This is a genomic window from Nocardia sp. XZ_19_369, assembly GCF_015355715.1.
Lineage (GTDB): Bacteria > Actinomycetota > Actinomycetes > Mycobacteriales > Mycobacteriaceae > Nocardia.
This window is the reverse complement of sequence record NZ_JACVED010000011.1, coordinates 248,392-264,649: the sequence shown is the minus strand read 5'-3', so window position 1 is coordinate 264,649 and position 16,258 is coordinate 248,392. Positions and strand designations below refer to the sequence as shown.

General features: G+C 68.4%; 18 protein-coding genes. 9 read left to right on the top strand and 9 right to left on the bottom strand.

What is annotated here, in order from left to right:
• Nucleotides 1-111: 111 nt before the first annotated feature.
• Together IBX18_RS35770 and IBX18_RS35765 are read left to right on the top strand one after the other, a co-directional pair.
• Nucleotides 112-1,302: a histidine kinase gene (locus tag IBX18_RS35770; protein WP_306796554.1), complete on the top strand. Its 1,191-nt coding sequence runs from the start codon at nucleotides 112-114 to the stop codon at nucleotides 1,300-1,302.
• The gene (locus IBX18_RS35765; protein ID WP_194837873.1) at nucleotides 1,299-1,949 is read left to right on the top strand and encodes a response regulator transcription factor; all 651 of its coding nucleotides are present in this window, start codon (nucleotides 1,299-1,301) and stop codon (nucleotides 1,947-1,949) included. The genes IBX18_RS35770 and IBX18_RS35765 overlap by 4 nt, the downstream gene beginning before the upstream one ends.
• Nucleotides 1,950-2,267: 318 nt before the next feature.
• Here the strand turns inward: IBX18_RS35765 and IBX18_RS35760 are convergent, their stop codons facing one another.
• Complete coding sequence (locus IBX18_RS35760; RefSeq protein ID WP_194837872.1) at nucleotides 2,268-2,648, bottom strand: DUF5313 family protein; 381 nt, start codon at nucleotides 2,646-2,648, stop codon at nucleotides 2,268-2,270.
• Nucleotides 2,649-2,674: 26 nt separating this feature from the next.
• Nucleotides 2,675-3,115: a MarR family winged helix-turn-helix transcriptional regulator gene (locus IBX18_RS35755; protein WP_194837871.1), complete on the bottom strand. Its 441-nt coding sequence runs from the start codon at nucleotides 3,113-3,115 to the stop codon at nucleotides 2,675-2,677.
• A gap of 120 nt (nucleotides 3,116-3,235) precedes the next feature.
• Here IBX18_RS35755 and IBX18_RS35750 point away from each other — a divergent pair, with 120 nt between their 5' ends.
• Nucleotides 3,236-4,231: a DUF418 domain-containing protein gene (locus IBX18_RS35750; RefSeq protein WP_194837870.1), complete on the top strand. Its 996-nt coding sequence runs from the start codon at nucleotides 3,236-3,238 to the stop codon at nucleotides 4,229-4,231.
• Between the two features lie 75 nt (nucleotides 4,232-4,306).
• The gene (locus IBX18_RS35745) at nucleotides 4,307-5,881 is read left to right on the top strand and encodes a Na+/H+ antiporter (protein WP_194837869.1); all 1,575 of its coding nucleotides are present in this window, start codon (nucleotides 4,307-4,309) and stop codon (nucleotides 5,879-5,881) included.
• A 56-nt stretch (nucleotides 5,882-5,937) separates the two neighbouring features.
• On the opposite strand, the gene IBX18_RS35740 is transcribed toward IBX18_RS35745, so the two are convergent.
• The gene (locus tag IBX18_RS35740; RefSeq protein ID WP_194837868.1) at nucleotides 5,938-6,132 is read right to left on the bottom strand and encodes a heavy metal-associated domain-containing protein; all 195 of its coding nucleotides are present in this window, start codon (nucleotides 6,130-6,132) and stop codon (nucleotides 5,938-5,940) included.
• A gap of 127 nt (nucleotides 6,133-6,259) precedes the next feature.
• Between IBX18_RS35740 and IBX18_RS35735 the strand changes: the two genes are divergently transcribed.
• Genes IBX18_RS35735 through IBX18_RS35725 form a run of 3 tightly spaced genes read left to right on the top strand, consistent with a single transcriptional unit; the run spans nucleotide 6,260 to nucleotide 7,078 of the window.
• On the top strand, nucleotides 6,260-6,712 hold the full coding sequence (locus IBX18_RS35735) for a hypothetical protein (protein WP_194837867.1): 453 nt from the start codon (nucleotides 6,260-6,262) through the stop codon (nucleotides 6,710-6,712).
• 24 nt (nucleotides 6,713-6,736) lie between these two features.
• Nucleotides 6,737-6,892 carry a DUF6131 family protein gene (locus tag IBX18_RS35730; RefSeq protein WP_167768950.1) on the top strand — a complete coding sequence of 52 codons (156 nt, stop codon included), beginning with the start codon at nucleotides 6,737-6,739 and terminating at the stop codon, nucleotides 6,890-6,892.
• Between the two features lie 9 nt (nucleotides 6,893-6,901).
• Nucleotides 6,902-7,078, top strand: a complete 177-nt coding sequence (locus IBX18_RS35725) for a CsbD family protein (protein WP_107654532.1) — start codon at nucleotides 6,902-6,904, stop codon at nucleotides 7,076-7,078.
• 72 nt (nucleotides 7,079-7,150) lie between these two features.
• Here the strand turns inward: IBX18_RS35725 and IBX18_RS35720 are convergent, their stop codons facing one another.
• Genes IBX18_RS35720 through IBX18_RS35710 form a run of 3 tightly spaced genes read right to left on the bottom strand, consistent with a single transcriptional unit; the run spans nucleotide 7,151 to nucleotide 8,905 of the window.
• Nucleotides 7,151-7,882 (bottom strand): VIT family protein, encoded by a 732-nt coding sequence (locus tag IBX18_RS35720; protein WP_194837866.1) that lies wholly within the window; start codon nucleotides 7,880-7,882, stop codon nucleotides 7,151-7,153.
• 45 nt (nucleotides 7,883-7,927) lie between these two features.
• Nucleotides 7,928-8,476 carry a YdcF family protein gene (locus IBX18_RS35715; protein WP_194837865.1) on the bottom strand — a complete coding sequence of 183 codons (549 nt, stop codon included), beginning with the start codon at nucleotides 8,474-8,476 and terminating at the stop codon, nucleotides 7,928-7,930.
• 30 nt (nucleotides 8,477-8,506) lie between these two features.
• Complete coding sequence (locus tag IBX18_RS35710) at nucleotides 8,507-8,905, bottom strand: PPOX class F420-dependent oxidoreductase (RefSeq protein ID WP_228542298.1); 399 nt, start codon at nucleotides 8,903-8,905, stop codon at nucleotides 8,507-8,509.
• Between IBX18_RS35710 and IBX18_RS35705 the strand changes: the two genes are divergently transcribed.
• Entirely contained in the window at nucleotides 8,880-9,923 is a 1,044-nt protein-coding gene (locus tag IBX18_RS35705) for an RNA polymerase subunit sigma-70 (protein WP_306796553.1), read from the top strand. The two genes, IBX18_RS35710 and IBX18_RS35705, sit on opposite strands and share 26 nt — an antisense overlap.
• Here the strand turns inward: IBX18_RS35705 and IBX18_RS43280 are convergent.
• Nucleotides 9,832-10,434: a TetR/AcrR family transcriptional regulator gene (locus IBX18_RS43280; protein ID WP_194837864.1), complete on the bottom strand. Its 603-nt coding sequence runs from the start codon at nucleotides 10,432-10,434 to the stop codon at nucleotides 9,832-9,834. The two genes, IBX18_RS35705 and IBX18_RS43280, sit on opposite strands and share 92 nt — an antisense overlap.
• 67 nt (nucleotides 10,435-10,501) lie before the next feature.
• Between IBX18_RS43280 and IBX18_RS35695 the strand changes: the two genes are divergently transcribed.
• Nucleotides 10,502-11,944 carry an alpha/beta hydrolase gene (locus IBX18_RS35695; protein WP_194837863.1) on the top strand — a complete coding sequence of 481 codons (1,443 nt, stop codon included), beginning with the start codon at nucleotides 10,502-10,504 and terminating at the stop codon, nucleotides 11,942-11,944.
• Between the two features lie 228 nt (nucleotides 11,945-12,172).
• On the opposite strand, the gene IBX18_RS35690 is transcribed toward IBX18_RS35695, so the two are convergent.
• Both IBX18_RS35690 and IBX18_RS35685 read right to left on the bottom strand, forming a co-directional pair.
• Entirely contained in the window at nucleotides 12,173-15,151 is a 2,979-nt protein-coding gene (locus tag IBX18_RS35690) for a BTAD domain-containing putative transcriptional regulator (protein WP_194837862.1), read from the bottom strand.
• A gap of 35 nt (nucleotides 15,152-15,186) precedes the next feature.
• Entirely contained in the window at nucleotides 15,187-16,203 is a 1,017-nt protein-coding gene (locus IBX18_RS35685) for an AraC family transcriptional regulator (protein WP_194837861.1), read from the bottom strand.
• Nucleotides 16,204-16,258: the final 55 nt, after the last annotated feature.

Sequence of the window (16,258 nt, the reverse complement as noted above, 5' to 3'; positions counted from 1 at the left end):
AGCGAGATCCGGCGACTCCGCCCGCCGGCCCGAATATCGGCCGCGCGGAGGAGGTCACTCCTCCGCAGGGAGGAGCCGGGCTGTGGTGGTGCCCGGCATGATGAGGACGTGGTGAGTTCGGCGGAAGTGACGCGTGGCCTGGAATCGTGGCTCGACGAGCGGTTTTTGCCGGTCCGGTTGCTGGTCCTGCTGGTGTCGGCGGTGGGCTGCTTGCTGTTCCTCGGCGATTCACCGAGCACTGTCGACTGGATGATCGGGCTGCTCGCAGTGCTGGTGACCGTGGGTGGGGTGCGCTGGCCGCTGGCCACGTCGCTCGCGGTGAGCGGTGTGCTGCTGCTCGGTTTCGAGATCGGCGATACCGGTCCGGTGGTGCCCAAGGTCGCCGCCGCGGTCGCGCTGGTCGAGTTGTCGGCGCGCCGGTCCGGTTGGCAGCCATGGGTGGCCGCCTGCGCGCTGGCCTGCGCCTATCTCCTGCATCCGAGTGGTGACCTGGCCGCCAACGGGTATCGGGCGGTGGTCATGGCGGGCGCGCCGGTGCTGCTCGGTGTGCTGCTGCGCACGGCCCGTGAGGGCGCCGAACACGCGCGCCGCGAGGCGCACGAGATCGCCCAGCGCCGCGACGCCGAGGTGGCCGCCGCCCGCGCCGTCGAACGCACCGCCATCGCGCGGGAACTGCACGACCTGATCGCCCACCACGTGTCCTCGACCGTGCTGCGCGTCGGCGTCGCCCGGCACGCCATGCCCGACGCGCCGCCCGGGGCACTCGAAGTGCTCGACGACATCCACGCCAGCGGCAAGGCCACGCTCACCGACCTGCGCAGACTGCTCGCCATTCTGCGGGATCCGGCGATGACCGGCGACTCGTTCATCGCGCCCGCCGACCTGCCCGCCGCGCTCACCGCCGTGGTGGACCGCGCGCGGCAATCGGGCATCACCGTGCACGCCGCGGTGACCGACGACATCGCCGAAGTCGATGCGGTGCTTGCCCTTACGCTGCTGCGACTCACCCAGGAGGGTGTCTCGAACATCGCGAAGCACGTCGGTTCCGGTGCGACAGCGCAGTTGACCATCGCGATCCAGGACGGCGAAGTTCGGTTCACATTGCGCGACAACGGTTCCGCGTCGTCGTCGAGCCCGCACGTCGGTTCGGCTCCGCACCGGCCCGCCGACGGCCACGGACTCGGTTTGATCGGACTGCACGAGCGCGTCGAACTGCTCGGTGGCGAATTCAAAGCCGCTCGGGTCGGCCCGGAATGGGAACTCGCAGCACGTCTTCCGACCGGACGCCCGGTGCCCGCATGACCATCCGCGTCCTTCTCGTCGACGACCAGCACCTGGTCCGCGCGGGCCTGCGCATGCTCTGCGAAACCGACAACACTCTCGAGGTAGTTGGGGAGGCCGCCACCGGCAGCGACGCCGTCCGGCTCGCCGAGCAACTGAGCCCCGACGTCGTCCTGATGGACCTCCGCATGCCAGGCATGGACGGAATCCGTGCCACCGCAGCGATTCTCGCGAGCAGACCCGCCACCCGCATCCTCGCCCTCACCACCTTCGACGACGACGATCACCTGTACCCGGCCCTCGCCGCAGGCGCCTGCGGCTTCCTCGTCAAGGACGCCTCACCCACCGACCTACTGCACGGCATCCACCGCGCCGCCGCAGGCGACCACCCCTTCTCCCCGAACGTCCTGCGCCGCGTAGTCGACTCCGCTCTGGCAGCCCGCACCACCCCACCCACCCCCGAACCCCGCACACCCCCTGGCCTCACACCCCGCGAACTCGAAGTACTGGCCCTGGTCGCCGAAGGCCTCCCCAACGCCGACATCGCCACCCACCTGCACCTCGGCATCACCACCGTCAAAACCCACATCACCAATCTGATGGCCAAAACCGGTACCACCAACCGAGTCCAACTAGCCCTCCTCGGCGCCCGCACCCCCCGAAATTAGCTGGACACGGCTGAGACGCTCGAAGGGTGAGCATTGTTCCGGAGTTTTTCGCTGAACGCCGCGCCGGACAGGCGGGGGAGCGGGGGCGGACAGGAGCGTACGAGGCCGCTCGTGTGGAGGATGACGTCCTTGTGCGAGATACCGCGCCGTCTCGAGTCTTGTGCCATGCGGCGTAATTGGGCACGACGAACCGTTCGACCGGCGCATGCGCCGTGGCGGGATCGGATGCGGGCGAAAACGACCGTGACCGCACCGCCCGGACGATCACCTGGTCGCAGGTGGGGTCGGCGGTGGCGATTCCGCTGACTGCGGGTGCGGTTAGTGGGGGTGTTGGGCGGCGTACCTGACGCGTTCGAGGGCGCGGCGGCGCATGCGTTCCGGGTTCTCCAGGTCGGCGGGGAGTCCGTGTTTGGCGAGGCGGTGGGCGCGGTTCATCGGCATGAAGGCGGCTGTGTAGAACAGGGCCAGGAGCATGGCGAGTAGCACCATGGCGCCGCGTAGCCAGAGTTCGCCGGGGAAGAGCAGGAAGACGACGAACAGGGGGGTGAAGGGGACCATGCCGCGCAGGATGTGGCGGGCGGTGGCGTACTTTCCGGTGAGGTCGTTGCGCACCCAGTCGATCATCGAATCGGGCAGGCGGCGGCCGAAGACGTAGCCGATCCACTGGATCGGGTTGGGCCGCGGTGTTTTTCGGGACATGCGCGAACTCCTCGCAGATATCGGGTCTAGACCGCCGTCGATCGGCGCGCGGCCTCGTTGACGCGGGTGAGAACTTCCCGGAGTTCCTCGAGGTCGGCCAGCGTGACGCCGAGTCGCTCGACCACCGCGGGCGGGATCTTCTCGGCCTGCTTGCGCAGTGCGACACCGGCCGGGGTCAGGTTCACGACCAGGTTGCGCTCGTTGCGACTGTCGCGCTCGCGGGTGATCAGCCCGGCGCTCGCCAACCGCTTGAGCAGCGGCGACAGCGTCGGCGAGTCCAATTGGATGGCCTCGGCGATCGCCTTGACCGACATCGGCGCCGCACCCCACAGCGCCAGCATCACCAGATACTGCGGGTGGGTCAGGCCGAGCGGCTCCAGCAGCGGCCGATACACGCCGAGCACCGCGCGATTGGCCACCGCCAACGCGAAGCACACCTGCCGGTCGAGTTGTAGCGGATCGTCCATCTGTCCTCCTGTCGCACCGCCGCCAATGTTAACGCACTAACAGTTAATGCACGAAGTGTGTGTGCGACATCTCGTCGGAGAAGCGTGGTTGTGCCACGGGCGATGGTTAGTTTGAGATGCATGCAGAACGACACAGGTCGCATCCACGAGCTCGACGCCGTGCGCGGATTCGCCCTGTGCGGCATCCTGGTCGTCAACATCTGGCAGCTCACCGGCATGACGGCGGTGCGCGCGCCCGGCGAGCTGGTCCCGCTGCGGCACCTGCTGTCGGTGCTGTTCGAAGGCCGCTTCTTCCCGATCTTCTCGTTCCTGTTCGGACTGAGCTTCGCGTTGTTCCTGGACAGCGCGGCCCAGCGCACCGATCATCCGAAGCTGGTGCTGATCCGCCGCCTCGTCGCGCTGGGTCTGCTCGGTCTGCTCCATCACCAGTTCCAGCCCGGTGAGGCGCTGTTGCCTTACGCCATCGTCGGATTGGTGATCCTGCTGCCCGCCGCCAGCCTGCCGAACTGGGCGGTACTGCTGCTCGGCCTCGTCGGCACGGTGGGCGTCGCCGTGGTACTCAGCGGCGGATTCGGCCTGGTCCCCGGCCTCTTCCTGCTCGGCCTGGCCACCGCCCGCTACGGCATCCCGCACACCCTCGACGACCGCGGCTGGCAACTAGCCGCCGTCTTCACCTTGGCCTTACCCGCCGCGGTCGTGGCCGGCATCTGGGAGTACCGCACCCCATACCTGGACCTTTTGGCCACGAGCGCCCCCGCAGTTGCCGGCCTGCTCGGTGCCCTCACCTACCTCACCGGCCTATTACTCGTACTACGCACCGAAACCGGCGCCATCCTTTCCGAAGTACTCGAACCCATGGGCCGAATGGCGTTGACCAACTACATCTCTGCCACAGCCCTGATCCTGCTGGCCGAACCTCGCCTAGCCCTGTCCGGCTCCGCCAAGTACGGCATCCTCCTAGGCCTTGCCGCCGCGATCATCGCCCTGCAAGCCCTCGTCAGCTGGGCCTGGCTGAAGATATTCCGCTACGGCCCACTGGAATGGCTGTGGCGCTGCGTCACTTGGTGGGAACTGGTCCCCGCCCGCAAGGTGCCCGAACCCGCCCGACGCTGGTGAAGGGTTAGGCCGCAGCACTATCGGTCCGGCGCGGCGGGCGAGCTACTCCGGGGTTGCGTCGCAGACTGGACGGTCATGGACCAGTTGGTGCTGATGATCGTCATTCTGTTCGCCGCGATTCTGGCTGAGCCGCTGGCCAAGCGGGTCGGGGTGGCGTCGGCGGTGTTGATGACGGTGTTCGGCTGCGTGGTCGCGTTGCTGCCGTTTGCTCCGCGGATCAATATTTCACCGGATCTGATTCTGCCGCTGGTGCTGCCGCCGCTGCTGTATGCGGCGGCGCGGCGCACCTCGTGGCGGCAGTTCGCGGAGAATTGGGTGCCGATCGCGTTGCGGGCGGTCGGGCTGGTCATCGCGACAGCCGTGGCGGTGGCCGCGGTTTTTCACGCCTGGTATCCGGGGCTGCCGATCGCGGCGGCGGTCGCGCTGGGTGCGCTGGTCGCGCCGCCGGATCCGGTGGCGGCGACCGCGCTGGCGGGAAGTCTCGGTCTGCCGCGCCGGCTGGTGGTGGTACTGGGCGGTGAGGGACTGTTCAACGATGTCACCGCGATCGTGATCTACGGTGTCGCGATCCAGGCCGTGGTGACCGGCCAGTTCTCGGCGCCGCACGCGGCCGCGGAGTTTGTTGTCTCGGCGGTGGTCGCGGTTGTCGTCGGCTTGCTGCTCGGCTGGGCCGGTAGCAAGCTGACCAACTATCTGGGCGTGGCCACCTGGCAGGTGGCGCTGAGCCTGCTGCTGCCGTTCGCCGCCTACGGCATCGCGGAGGCCTGGCGTGGTTCCGGCGTGCTCGCCGTGCTGGTATGCGCGCTGTACCTGACCGACGCCGTCACCGAATTCAGCGACCCGGACTATCGACTGGTCGGCGATTCCTTCTGGGATATCACCGAAATGTTGCTGAGTGGCTTCGCTTTCGGGCTGATCGGCTTGGAATTGGCAGCGGTACTGGAAGCGACCGGTGACCGCTGGCCGACCTTGCTCGGCGGTGCGGGTGCCGTCGTCGCAATGGTCGTCGGCCTGCGCCTGGTCTGGTTGATGACCACGTGGGCGATCAGCCGATCGTGGTGGCGGCGGGTCACCGACGAGCCCTACACCTGGCGCGAGACAATCGTCACCTGGTGGGCGGGCATGCGCGGCGTGGCGACTGTGGCACTGGCACTGGCTATTCCGCTGCTCACCGACGACGGCGCTGATTTTCCGGGTCGTACCGAGATCCTGTTCACCGCCTTCGCAGTTGTCCTGTTCACCCTGCTCCTGCAGGGGCCGACGCTCCCACTTGTCGTGCGCCTCACCGGCGTACACGCGGACACCAAGCTGGAACGTGAACTGGAACGCCAGCTCTGGGAGCGCGTCATCAAGGCCGAATTGGCGCGCCTGAAAGCTATTGCGGTGGAACAGGATCTCCCCGACGACGTCTACGAACGCCTGCGCGACGGCTTCCGGCAACGCATGGCGCGGGCCGACCCACAGGCGGCCGACGCGGACGCGCAATCCGAGGCCGCACGAAACGCGAAGCTGGCCAGGAAATTACGCGACATCCGCGAGGACGTCGTAGAGGCAGGCCGCCGCGAGGCCCAGAACGCCCGCCGCGAGCCGGGCATGCCGCCGGACCTGGTCGACCGGGTGACCCGGCGACTGGATCTGGGCAGACGCTGAACCGTTGCGCAGGTGCTGAGTCCGGCGACACCGGAACCAGCACGCGCGCAACAGGATCAGCTGGCCGCCACGCCCGTGTTACGGATCGCCTCCAGTACCTCCTCATAGGTCAGCGAGGAGTTCACGGTGGCGGACTCCGACGCCACATCGATGTCGACGTTGTCGACACCGTTGACGCCGCGCAGCGTGGACTCGATGGCCGAGGCGGACTCGCGGGTGACGTTGTGCAAGGTAATCGTGTAGGAGCTCATGAACACCGAATAGACCGAATCGACGTGCGTAAACGCCGACGAGCAGTAGATTTCGCCGATCCACGTTTGGTCGTCGTATCCCCGGGAATAGCCGGGGTGTCACACAACTCGACGCAACAGGATTGTCATGATCATCATCATCGGGCTCGTCGTCTTGATCGCAGCAGTGATCGTCGGAGTCGCCGGCGTGGTGGCGAACAACGGCGAAGCCAACTTGCTACCAAGTGATTTCGCGGTTTTCGACTACCACTTCCACGGCTCCAGCGGTTTGCTGTTCGGCTACGGCATCGTCCTCGGCGCCATCGGCACGCTGGGCCTGGCCCTGCTGCTGACCGGTGTCTGGCGTGTCTCCCGGCGCAACATGGTGGCACGTCGTGAGCTCAGGCAGTCCCGCCGCGAAATGGCGGCGGTCCGGCGCGATCTGGCGGACGGTACCCCACCGGCCCGCAAGGAGCCCGCACCGCAGTCGCACCGCGAGCCAGTCTGGAGTCGATTCGTGCGCCGCCCGGCCACGGCTCCGGCCGGTGACACACCGCGCGCTGAAAGCACGACCCGTGTACAGGCGCCGGCGTCGAAATAATCATCGAGAAAAGGAAATACGACCATGATTATTCTCGGACTTGTCCTCCTCATCGCGGGGTGGCTGCTCGGAATCGGATTGCTCACTACCGCAGGCATCATCATTCTCATCGTCGGCCTCGTGCTGATGATCGCCGGATCGGTCGGCCGCCCGGTCGGTGGCCGGCGCTGGTATTACTAGGGATCGACCGTGAATAAATTCGAAGACAGGATCGCGCACCAGGTGCAAGCCGCCAGGGGCAACGTCAAGAAATATCTCGGCCGGGCGGCCGGAAACCGTCGCCTGGAATCCGAGGGACGTCGAGAACAGGCCGGCGGCAATATGAAACGCGCCGCGGACAAACTCCGGGCCGCGTTCAAGCGCTGACCTGATGGCCGGTGTTCAGCCGAGGGGCAAGTCAAGCCCCTCGGCTGGCACCGGCTTCGACGTTTTCAGGCGTCAGACCCCGGCGACGTCGGTGAGTTGCCCGATGCCATAGGTGACCGCCATGGCCAGCGCCCCGCCGATCACCACCCGCAACACCGCCCGGCCGCGGTCACTACCGCCGAGGCGGGCACTGACCGAACCGGTGATCGCCAGCGCGATCAGCACGGCGGCGAAGGTGATCGGAATCCGCAGCGGAACCGGCGGCAACAGAATGGCCAGCAGCGGCAGCAACGCGCCGAGCGTGAACGACACCGCCGAGGAGCCCGCCGCCTGCCACGGATTGGTCAGCTCCTCGGGGTTGAGCCCGAGCTCGGCCTCGGCGTGCGCGGTGAACGCGTCGTGCGCGGTGAGCTCTTCGGCGACCTTGCGCGCCGTTGCCGGGGACAGCCCCTTGGCCTCGTAAATTCCGGCCAGCTCGGCCAACTCGAAGTCTGGCTCTTCCCGGAGCTCGCGTTGTTCCTTGGCGAGCAGGGCACGTTCGGAATCGCGCTGCGTGCTGACCGATACGTATTCGCCGACCGCCATCGAGATAGCGCCCGCGGACAGCCCCGCGATGCCCGCGGTGAAAATGGTGCCCGTATTGGTCGTCGCCGCGGCGACACCGACGACCAAACCGGCGGTCGAGACGATACCGTCGTTCGCGCCGAGCACGCCCGCGCGCAACCAGTTCAGCTTGGACGCCAGCCCCTCGGCATGGGGCTCGTGCGGATGCGCGCCTGCGGGTTCGCTGGTCGTTTCGTCCATGAGGCGAAGACTAAGCGACGCTCGGCCTGTCGACCGGTAGCCCGGTCAACAGTCCGGCGACAGGAACGTTCGCAGGTAGCCCGCCGATTGCCGGAGATACATCCAGGTCCAGAAGCGCAGACCGGACGCGCTCGGGCTGGCCACCATGGTCAGGTCGCCGTCGAAGCATTTCGCCACGATGTAGCGCGCCCGCGACACATGCGGGGTGTGGGTCACCACGATGAGGTGCCGCCAGCCGAATTGCTGTGCGCGCCGCCTGATTTCGTGCGCCTCGCCCACGGTGGTCCACGGGTCGGGGACGAAACAGCTGACGGTGAAGTCGAATCGGCCCGCGCAGTACCGGTCCATCTCGTGGTCATCGAGGCCGGTGGACCGCGAAATCAGCAGTGTCGGAGCGTATCCCCGCTGTGCGAGGTCGAGCCCGAGATCGAAGCGTTCATAGGCGGTACCGCCCAGTACGACGATGGCATCGGCCTTGCGCAATGGATCGGTCTGCGGACGCACGTACACCGGCAGACCCGCAAGCCCGATCAGCAGGACCAGGGCGAGCAGGGCTCCGCAGAAGACTCCAGCTCGTCGCAGGCCGGGCACCATCCCGACGATACCGAAACGCCGGCCCCGGCCTTACCCGGGCGGAAAGACGTACAGCTTCTCCGGCGTGATGCGCACGATCAGCCGCTCGGCGTCGGGCTCCGGCGGCGGCGTGGCGCCGTCCATGTACTTCGCGTACATCCGGTGCGACAGCGTCTTTTCCGGGTCCTCGGTGATCTCAACCCGGCCGCGCACCTCCGCGTATCGACCGGTGGTCTTGCTGAGCACCAGGAGGCTGACGCGGGGGTCGCGCTGCATGTTGCGGGTCTTCAGCCGACCCTTGATCGTGCTGAACAGCAGCGTCTCGCCGTCGTAGTCGACGAAGATCACCGAGGACTGCGGGCGTCCGTCGGCGTTCGAGGTGGCCAGTATCGCGGCGTGCGGGCCGTCGATCAGGGCGCGCACGGTGTCATCGAGGGGCACGGTCATCATCGGTCTCCTTGTCGTGGTGAATCCGCACTGCTACCGAATGCTCGGCTCGGTGCACGACGCCGAGGACCTGGTCCAGGAGACGTATCTGCGCGCCTGGCGCTCCTTCGACGGCTTCCAGGGGCGCTCCTCGGTGCGGACCTGGCTGTATCAGATCGCCACCAATGCTTGCCTCACCGCGCTGCAGCACCGCGGTCGCCGGGTGCTGCCCTCCGGGCTCGGCGCCGCAGGCGACGATCCAGCTGCGGAACCGGCCATGGCGCCGACGGGGACCCAGTGGCTGCAACCGATGCCGGACGCGCTGGTGACCGCCGAAGCAGCAGATCCGGCCAGCGTGGCGGTCGCCCGTGACAGCCTGCGGCTCGCCCTCATCGCCTGCCTGCAATACCTGAACGGCAGGCAGCGCGCGGTGCTGCTACTGCGCGACGTCCTCGGCCTGCGGGCCGCGGAGGTCGCGACGATCCTGGACACCAGCACCGCGGCGGTCAAGAGCACCTTGCAGCGGGCGCGGGCGCGGCTGGACGAAATCGCCACGGCCGCAGAGCAAGCCGCGGCACCGACCGAGCCGGGTCAGCGGGCGTTGCTCGCGGAGTACATGGCCGCCTTCCAGAACTCCGACGCGGCCGCCCTCGAACGGTTGCTGCACCGCGACGCCGTGATCGAGATGCCGCCTTTCCAGACCTGGTTCGAGGGTAAGCGCACCTGTGTGGCTTACCTTGCGGCACAGGTCCTCGGCGTGCCGGGGGACTGGATGCTGTTTCCGACGCGCGCCAACGGACAGCCCGCCGCCGCGGCGTATCTGCGTGAAACGCTCGGCTGTTACCGGGCTTTCGGCGTCGCCGTGCTGACCACCACGCCTGATGCCGTCACCCGGATCGCGGCTTTCTGCGATCCGGACCTGGTCATCATGTTCGGCTTTCCCTCCGAGATCAGCGACACAACTCTTCGAGATGGTGCCGCAGAAGTTCTCGAACACGCTCGGGCGGAATCTTTTCCGGGCGGATCAGCGACTGCACGGTGAGCCCGTCCACGAAGATATAGAGGCGTTCGGTCTCCCACTCCAGATCGAGATCGTCGCGCAGCCGGCCGCTCGCTGCCAGTTCGCCCACCACCCAGGTGATGAGTTCTGCTGTGCCGTCATAAAGTTCGTCGCTGCTCTGTCGCAGCGCCGGTTCGGTGAGCACGCGGCCGAGGAACGCCAACCACACCGTGGTGACCGCGCGCTGGTGCGGGCCGGTCGGCAGCAGTCCGGTCAGCAGGATCTGTGCCGCGCGCTCGCAGGGGTCCTCGGCCAGGTCCAGCTCCCGGATCCGGTCCATCATCCCCTCACCGACCATGCCGAGGGAGAAGGCCAGCAGCTCGGACTGGGTGGAGAAGTAGTGCCGCAGGCTGCCCATCGAGACGCCCGCCTCGGTGGCCACCTTGCGGACCGACGCGTGCTCCAGCCCGTCGCGCTGGATGACCCGCCAGACGGCCTCGGCGATCGTCTGGCGCCGCTGCTGATGGGCCTGTTGGTCAACGGTTCGTGCCACCTCGTATTTGTAGCACGACTGTGTTAGTTTTCATTGGCAATACAGTCGTGCGGATAAAGAGGGGGCAATGATGCGGTGGTTCGGCGTAATGCTCGCGGTGATCGCCCTGCTGGTGGGGGCCTGTGCCGGCGATCAGTCGCGGGAGGCAGCGTCGATCTGGTCGCCGTGTCAGGACATGGCGCCCGACGGACGGCCGTGGGAATGCGCGACGATCAGCGCGCCCCGCGACCACCGCGATCCGGCGGCGGGCACCATCGAGCTGGCGCTGATCCGCACGCGCAGCGCCGATCCCGCGAAGCGTCTCGGATCGCTGGTCTACAACCCCGGCGGTCCCGGTGGCTCCGGGCTGGAAACCGTTGTCGGCGTGGCGACCCGGTTCGCGCCTCTGCTGGAGCACTACGACCTGGTGTCCTGGGATCCTCGGGGTGTCGGCCGCAGCTCTGCGGTCGTCTGCTCGGACGGCGCACTGCCGGAGCGAGTTCCGCGCACCGACGACGAGTGGGCGGCCATTGATACGAGCAGTCGGGAGTTCACCGACTCCTGTGTCGCGGCGTCGGGTCCGTTGCTCCCGCACATCGGCTTGTTCGATTCCGCGCGGGATATAGACCTGGTCCGTGCGGCGGTCGGCGATGACAAACTCAATTACCTCGGGGTCTCCTATGGCGGTCAGCTCGGTGCCGCCTACGCCACGCTCTTTCCGGAGCGCGTCGGCCGCATGCTGCTGGACGCGCCCGGCACGCCGTTGCGCACCTTCCGGCAAAGCCTGCTCGACCAGTCCGCGGGCAGCGAGGCGGCGTTGCGCCAGTTTCTGAGTTTCTGTGTGGCCGAAGGGAAGTGCCCGCTCGGCCGGACCGAGCAGGAGGCGTTGGCGCAGATAGGCGCGTTCCTCGCCCGCGTCGAGGCGACTCCGTTGGCCACCGATCGCGGCACGCCGCTCACCCGCTCGGTCGCGACGGCGGGCCTCGGCCTCGGCGCGGCCGCCCCGGAGATCTGGCCGCACCTGATCAACGCACTCGCCCAGGCTTTTTCGGGTAACGGCAACGAACTCATCGGTTACGCCGACCTTTTCGCGGGACGCCGACCCGACGGCTCACGCTCGAACTTCGCCTCGATCAACACCGCCGCGAACTGTGCCGACTATCCGGACTTCTACAGCATCGAGCAGATCCGCGAATTCATGCCCGAATTCGCCGCGGCCTCACCGCGTTTCGGCGAGCTGACCGGACTGCGCTTGGCGGAGTGTGCGTACTGGCCCGTTCATGGGGTGGGCCGCGCTCCGATCAGCGGCGCGGGTGCCGCGCCGATCGTGCTGATCGGCAACACCGGTGATCCGGAGGCGCCGATCGGCTGGGTGTCCGAACTCGCGGAGGCGCTGGCTTCGGGTGTCCTGGTCACGTATCACGGTGCGGGGCATGGGGCGTACGGCGGCGTGAACAAGTGCGTCGACCGGGTGGTGCACGCGTATCTGCGGGAGGGTGTCGTGCCGGAGCGCGGGACGGTCTGCCGGTAACGAACTCTGCTGGCTAGAAGGTGCCACCGTCCGGAATGGGTCCGCGCTACGCCTCGCGCACCCCGCGAGCGCGAGTCGGCGCGGACCCGACCGGTCGCTCGGTCCCAGTTGCGGGCGGTCGCGAATCCGCACGACTCATTCCTGCCCACCACTGGCGGTGGTGGACGCATCGACACAGCAGGATGCCAGCCGCGGTTCAGCGTCGGATAAATGATGAATAAACGTTCGTTATTCGGTGCCCGCGGCGCCGTACAGCCGGTCGATGGTCGGCGGCGCTAGTCCTGCGCGCGTGAAGATCTCGGCGGACTCCCGCAGCTCCTGCTCGGCGGGGTCCCGGTGGCCCCGGGCTGCCAGCGCTGCGGCATGCAACGCCATCGCCCGCGCCCGGTCGATCGGGTCCGCCGCTTTGGTGAGCAGCTGTAGCGCACCGGCCGCCTGTGTCTCTGCCTCGGCCACATTGCCCGCTTGCAAATGGATCTGTGCCAGCCGGGTGCGTGCCCAGCCCTCCCACAGTCGTACACCGTTGCGTTGCGCCGTGCGCACCGCCTCGATGCCGAGCTCGATCGCGCGCGGGTGCTCGCCGCGCATCGACAAGGTGGCGGCCAATTCGTGCGTGGCCCAGCCGAGTGCCACCGGGTTGGATGATTCCCGCGCGAGCGCGATGGCTCGCTCCGCGACCGCCACCGCCTGGTCGTATTGCTGTGCCTCGCAGTAGGTTCGGGTGACCAGTGCCAGGCACCACGCCTCCATCGAGCGGTCACCGAGGGCGCGGGTGAGCTGGGTGGCGTGCTCGAAATGCCGATGCGAGGCGTCCGCGTCGCCCAGCCGTCGCGCCGCGATGCCGAGCAGCACCGACGCGAGCACCGACAGCCTGCGGTCGACATCGGTCGCCGGCGGCCCGGACACCGCCCGCAGATGCGGCAGGCTGGCCTCGACCTCGCCGAGCCCGACCTGGAGCAACGCGCCCAGAGCGGTCCTGATCCGCCGCTCGGCGGCCAGATTGTCCGCCGCGATGGCGGCCTCCAGCAGCGACTCCAGTGCGCGGGACAGCTCACGGGCGCCGGTGCCCGCGTCCATCAACTCGGCCATCACCCACGCGAGGTCGGCCGCCACATCGAGCGCGCGGCCGCCGACCCTGGCCGCCTGCTGATGCAGCGCGATGACGACCGGCCGCTCGATATCGTTCCAGGCCTGGCCATCCGAGCCACTGGCGAACGCGCGGCCCGGGACTGCGGTCGCGACGAGCAGTCGCGTCGTATTGCTGTAGTCGATCGCGCTGAGCAGATTCTTCGCGCTGGCCAGGTGATAGTCGAGAACGCGCACCAGCACGGCGGATTCGTCCTCGTCGGCGACGCAGCGCGCGAAAAGCCGCAGTAGATCATGGAATCGGTAGCGGCCGGGCGCGGTGGTCTCCAACAGGCTGAGGTCGACCAGGGACTCGCAGACGTCCTCCGCGTCGAGCTCGGCGATGCCGAGGACCGCCGCGATGGCACCGATCGACAGGTCGGGCACCTCCGCCAGGGCCAACGTGCGAAAAGCCCTGGCCTGCTCGGCATTCAACTGCCCGTAGCCGAGCCGGAACGCCGCCTCGACCGCCAGCTCGCCCGTCTTCAGCACGCTCAGCCTGCTCTTCTCATCGGCCAGCCGATCCGCGAACGACGCGATCGTCCACTGCGGCCGCACCGCGAGCCGAGCGCCGACAATCCGCACCGCGAGCGGCAACAGACCACAGTGCGCGACCACCTCGCGGGCCGACTCCTCCTCGGCCGCAACGCGATCCGTGCCGAGAATTCGGACGAGTAAGTCCATCGCCTCCGTAGTCTCGAGCACGTCGAGCCGGGTGCGGGTCACCGCGGGCAGCTCGGTCAGCGCCGATCGGCTGGTGATCAGCACCGCCGACCCGGCAAGCAGCGGGGCGACCTGCGCATAGTCCCGAACATTGTCGAGCACCATCAGTATCCGCTTGCCGGACAACCGCGTTCGCAATTCCGCCGCACGATCCTCCACGGTGGACGGGATGTCTCCTTCGGCAACGCCGAGCGCGCGCAGAAAGCCACCGAGCACGGCCCCCGGCGGCGTGGGCACCGGGTCGACACCGTGCAGATTCGCGTACAACTGCCCATCCGGGAACCGATCCCGCACTCGATGCGCGACATGCAGCGCGAGCGTCGTCTTACCCACCCCGCCCATACCCCCGACCGCAGAGATCGCCACCGCACTCCCCGCCCCGGTCAGCTGCGCCGCGAGTTCATCGACCAGTCGTGCCCGACCGGTGAAATCGGCAATGTCCGGCGGTAATTGGGCGGGCACCGGTTCTACGCCGCGTTCCGTCATCACGCGCGGTTCGCTCATGGAGTGCTGCTGGGTGATGACGCGCGGCTCAGGTATGGCACGCGGCGCAGGCGCGGCGTGGGGCTCGGTCATTGCGCGCGGCTGAGCCGTGCCGCGGATCTCGGGCATGGTGCCGCGCAGGATCCGCTCGTGCAGCACGGTCAGCTCCGGCCCCGGCTCGACGCCGACGCCGTCCACCAGCGCCCGGCGGGCCTGGGCGTAGGCGTCCAGCGCGTCGGACTGGCGGCCCGAGTGGTACAGCGCGGTCATCAGCAGCGCCCGGAACCGTTCGCGCAGTGGATGTTCGTCGATCAACGAGCCGAGGTCGGCGACGGCGGCAGCGCCGTGACCGGTCTCGATGTCGAGCGCGAGCCGATCCTCCAGGATGGCCAGCCGCCACTGCTCCAGCCGGGAGCGTTGCCGCTCGGCGAACGGCCCCGGTAGCCCACTCAGCGCGGGGCCGTGCCACTTACCGAGTGCGGCAACCAGATTCGCCCGCGCCCCGGCAGGATCGTGATCGCGCAGCTGTCCGGCGGCCGCGACGAGCCGCTCGACCTCCGCCACATCGGTCGTCTCCGGCGGTACCCGCAGCGCGTAACCGTCCCCGACGGTCACCAGCACCGTCGACGGGCCGCGAGCCGGCCGCTCGGGTTCCAACGTCCGGCGCAACTGCGTGACGTGGGTGCGCAGCGCGGCGATCGCGCGCGGCACCGGCCGCTCGCCCCAGATGCCCTCCACCAATTCGGCGGCCGTCACCGCGCTGCCGGCCCGCAGCAGCAGGGCCGCCAGCACGGCGCGACGCTGGGGCGGGCCCAGCGGCAGCGGCGCCTCCCCGCGCCACGCCCTGACCTCGCCTAATACCTCGAACTGCAACAACCGACCTCCCGAACGCTGGGAGTGTAGCGCCGTGGTCACGTGCGATGGCGCGCACCGTCGCGGCGCACGGCGGTCGGTGTGCTGCCCCACCATCGCCGGCAGCAGCGGGTGAAGGTCGACTGCTCGGACAGGCCGAGGACGGAGGCGACCTGGCTCATCGGCATGTCGGTGGTGGTGAGGTAGCGCAGGGCTTCGTCGCGGCGCACGTCGTCGAGGATGGCGGCGAACGAGGTGCCCTCCGCGGCGAGCCTGCGCTGCAGGGTGCGCGGGTGCACGGTCAATAGTCGTGCGACGGCACCGATTTCGGGCGCGAGGGTGCCGAGCAGCTGTTGCACGGTGGCGCGCACCTTGGGCACGATCGAGGCGTCGATGCCGCCCGCCTGTTCGGCCAGGAACGCCATCGCCAAGCGGTGCAGATTGTGGTCGCCCCCGCTCAGCGGCTGGTTCGGCAGATTTCGTGGCACGCGCAGCGCGGCGTACGGGCGGTTCGTCCGCACCGGTGCGTCGAAGAATTCTTCGTAGCGGGCGATCGGCACCGTCGGGTGGTAGGGCAGCTCGACGGAGAGCAACCCGTAGCTGTCTTCGGCCAGCCGCTGAATGGTGTGGTGTACGAAGGCAAGTCCGAGATCGGTGGCCTGAACAGGGGAGGGCAACCCCGGCTCGACGCCGTACCGCAGCGCGATGACGCCGCGATCCCCGTACGGGTCCGGCTCCGTGGTCAGGGTGAGTGAGCGGGCGTGCAGGAACAGGTAGCGCGCCGAGCATTCCAGCACGTGGGTCAGCGACGGCGAGTTCCGGATGGCCAGGGCCAGCGGGCCGAGCATGTCGAGATCTTGCCTGCGCGAGATGCGCAAGCCGAGGTCGGGGCAGTCCAGGCGCTGCGCGGCCAGGTCCAGCACCGCGGCCAGCGCTTGGTCGGGGATGAGCAGGTCGTCGGTGTCGAGCGCGGCGATGGGCAGCCCGCAGGCGGTGGCGAACTGCTCGGCATCGCCGCCCAGTTCCGCCACGGTCGCGCGGAAGCCGCGCAGGCCGGCCGACCGGATCACCGTCATGTCGCCCAGAATCAAATAGTTGTCGCGCAAAGTCAAGAATGCGGGTCTGCGCGGT

Excerpts from the sequence above, each read along its gene's own strand:
- IBX18_RS35765 (WP_194837873.1), top strand. The coding sequence starts at position 1,299 with ATGACCATCCGCGTCCTTCTCGTCGACGACCAGCACCTGGTCCGCGCG.
- IBX18_RS35760 (WP_194837872.1), bottom strand. The coding sequence starts at position 2,648 with ATGTCCCGAAAAACACCGCGGCCCAACCCGATCCAGTGGATCGGCTAC.
- IBX18_RS35755 (WP_194837871.1), bottom strand. The coding sequence starts at position 3,115 with ATGGACGATCCGCTACAACTCGACCGGCAGGTGTGCTTCGCGTTGGCG.
- IBX18_RS35750 (WP_194837870.1), top strand. The coding sequence starts at position 3,236 with ATGCAGAACGACACAGGTCGCATCCACGAGCTCGACGCCGTGCGCGGA.
- IBX18_RS35745 (WP_194837869.1), top strand. The coding sequence starts at position 4,307 with ATGGACCAGTTGGTGCTGATGATCGTCATTCTGTTCGCCGCGATTCTG.
- IBX18_RS35740 (WP_194837868.1), bottom strand. The coding sequence starts at position 6,132 with ATGAGCTCCTACACGATTACCTTGCACAACGTCACCCGCGAGTCCGCC.
- IBX18_RS35735 (WP_194837867.1), top strand. The coding sequence starts at position 6,260 with ATGATCATCATCATCGGGCTCGTCGTCTTGATCGCAGCAGTGATCGTC.
- IBX18_RS35730 (WP_167768950.1), top strand. The coding sequence starts at position 6,737 with ATGATTATTCTCGGACTTGTCCTCCTCATCGCGGGGTGGCTGCTCGGA.
- IBX18_RS35720 (WP_194837866.1), bottom strand. The coding sequence starts at position 7,882 with ATGGACGAAACGACCAGCGAACCCGCAGGCGCGCATCCGCACGAGCCC.
- IBX18_RS35715 (WP_194837865.1), bottom strand. The coding sequence starts at position 8,476 with ATGGTGCCCGGCCTGCGACGAGCTGGAGTCTTCTGCGGAGCCCTGCTC.
- IBX18_RS35710 (WP_228542298.1), bottom strand. The coding sequence starts at position 8,905 with ATGATGACCGTGCCCCTCGATGACACCGTGCGCGCCCTGATCGACGGC.
- IBX18_RS35695 (WP_194837863.1), top strand. The coding sequence starts at position 10,502 with ATGATGCGGTGGTTCGGCGTAATGCTCGCGGTGATCGCCCTGCTGGTG.
- IBX18_RS35685 (WP_194837861.1), bottom strand. The coding sequence starts at position 16,203 with ATGACGGTGATCCGGTCGGCCGGCCTGCGCGGCTTCCGCGCGACCGTG.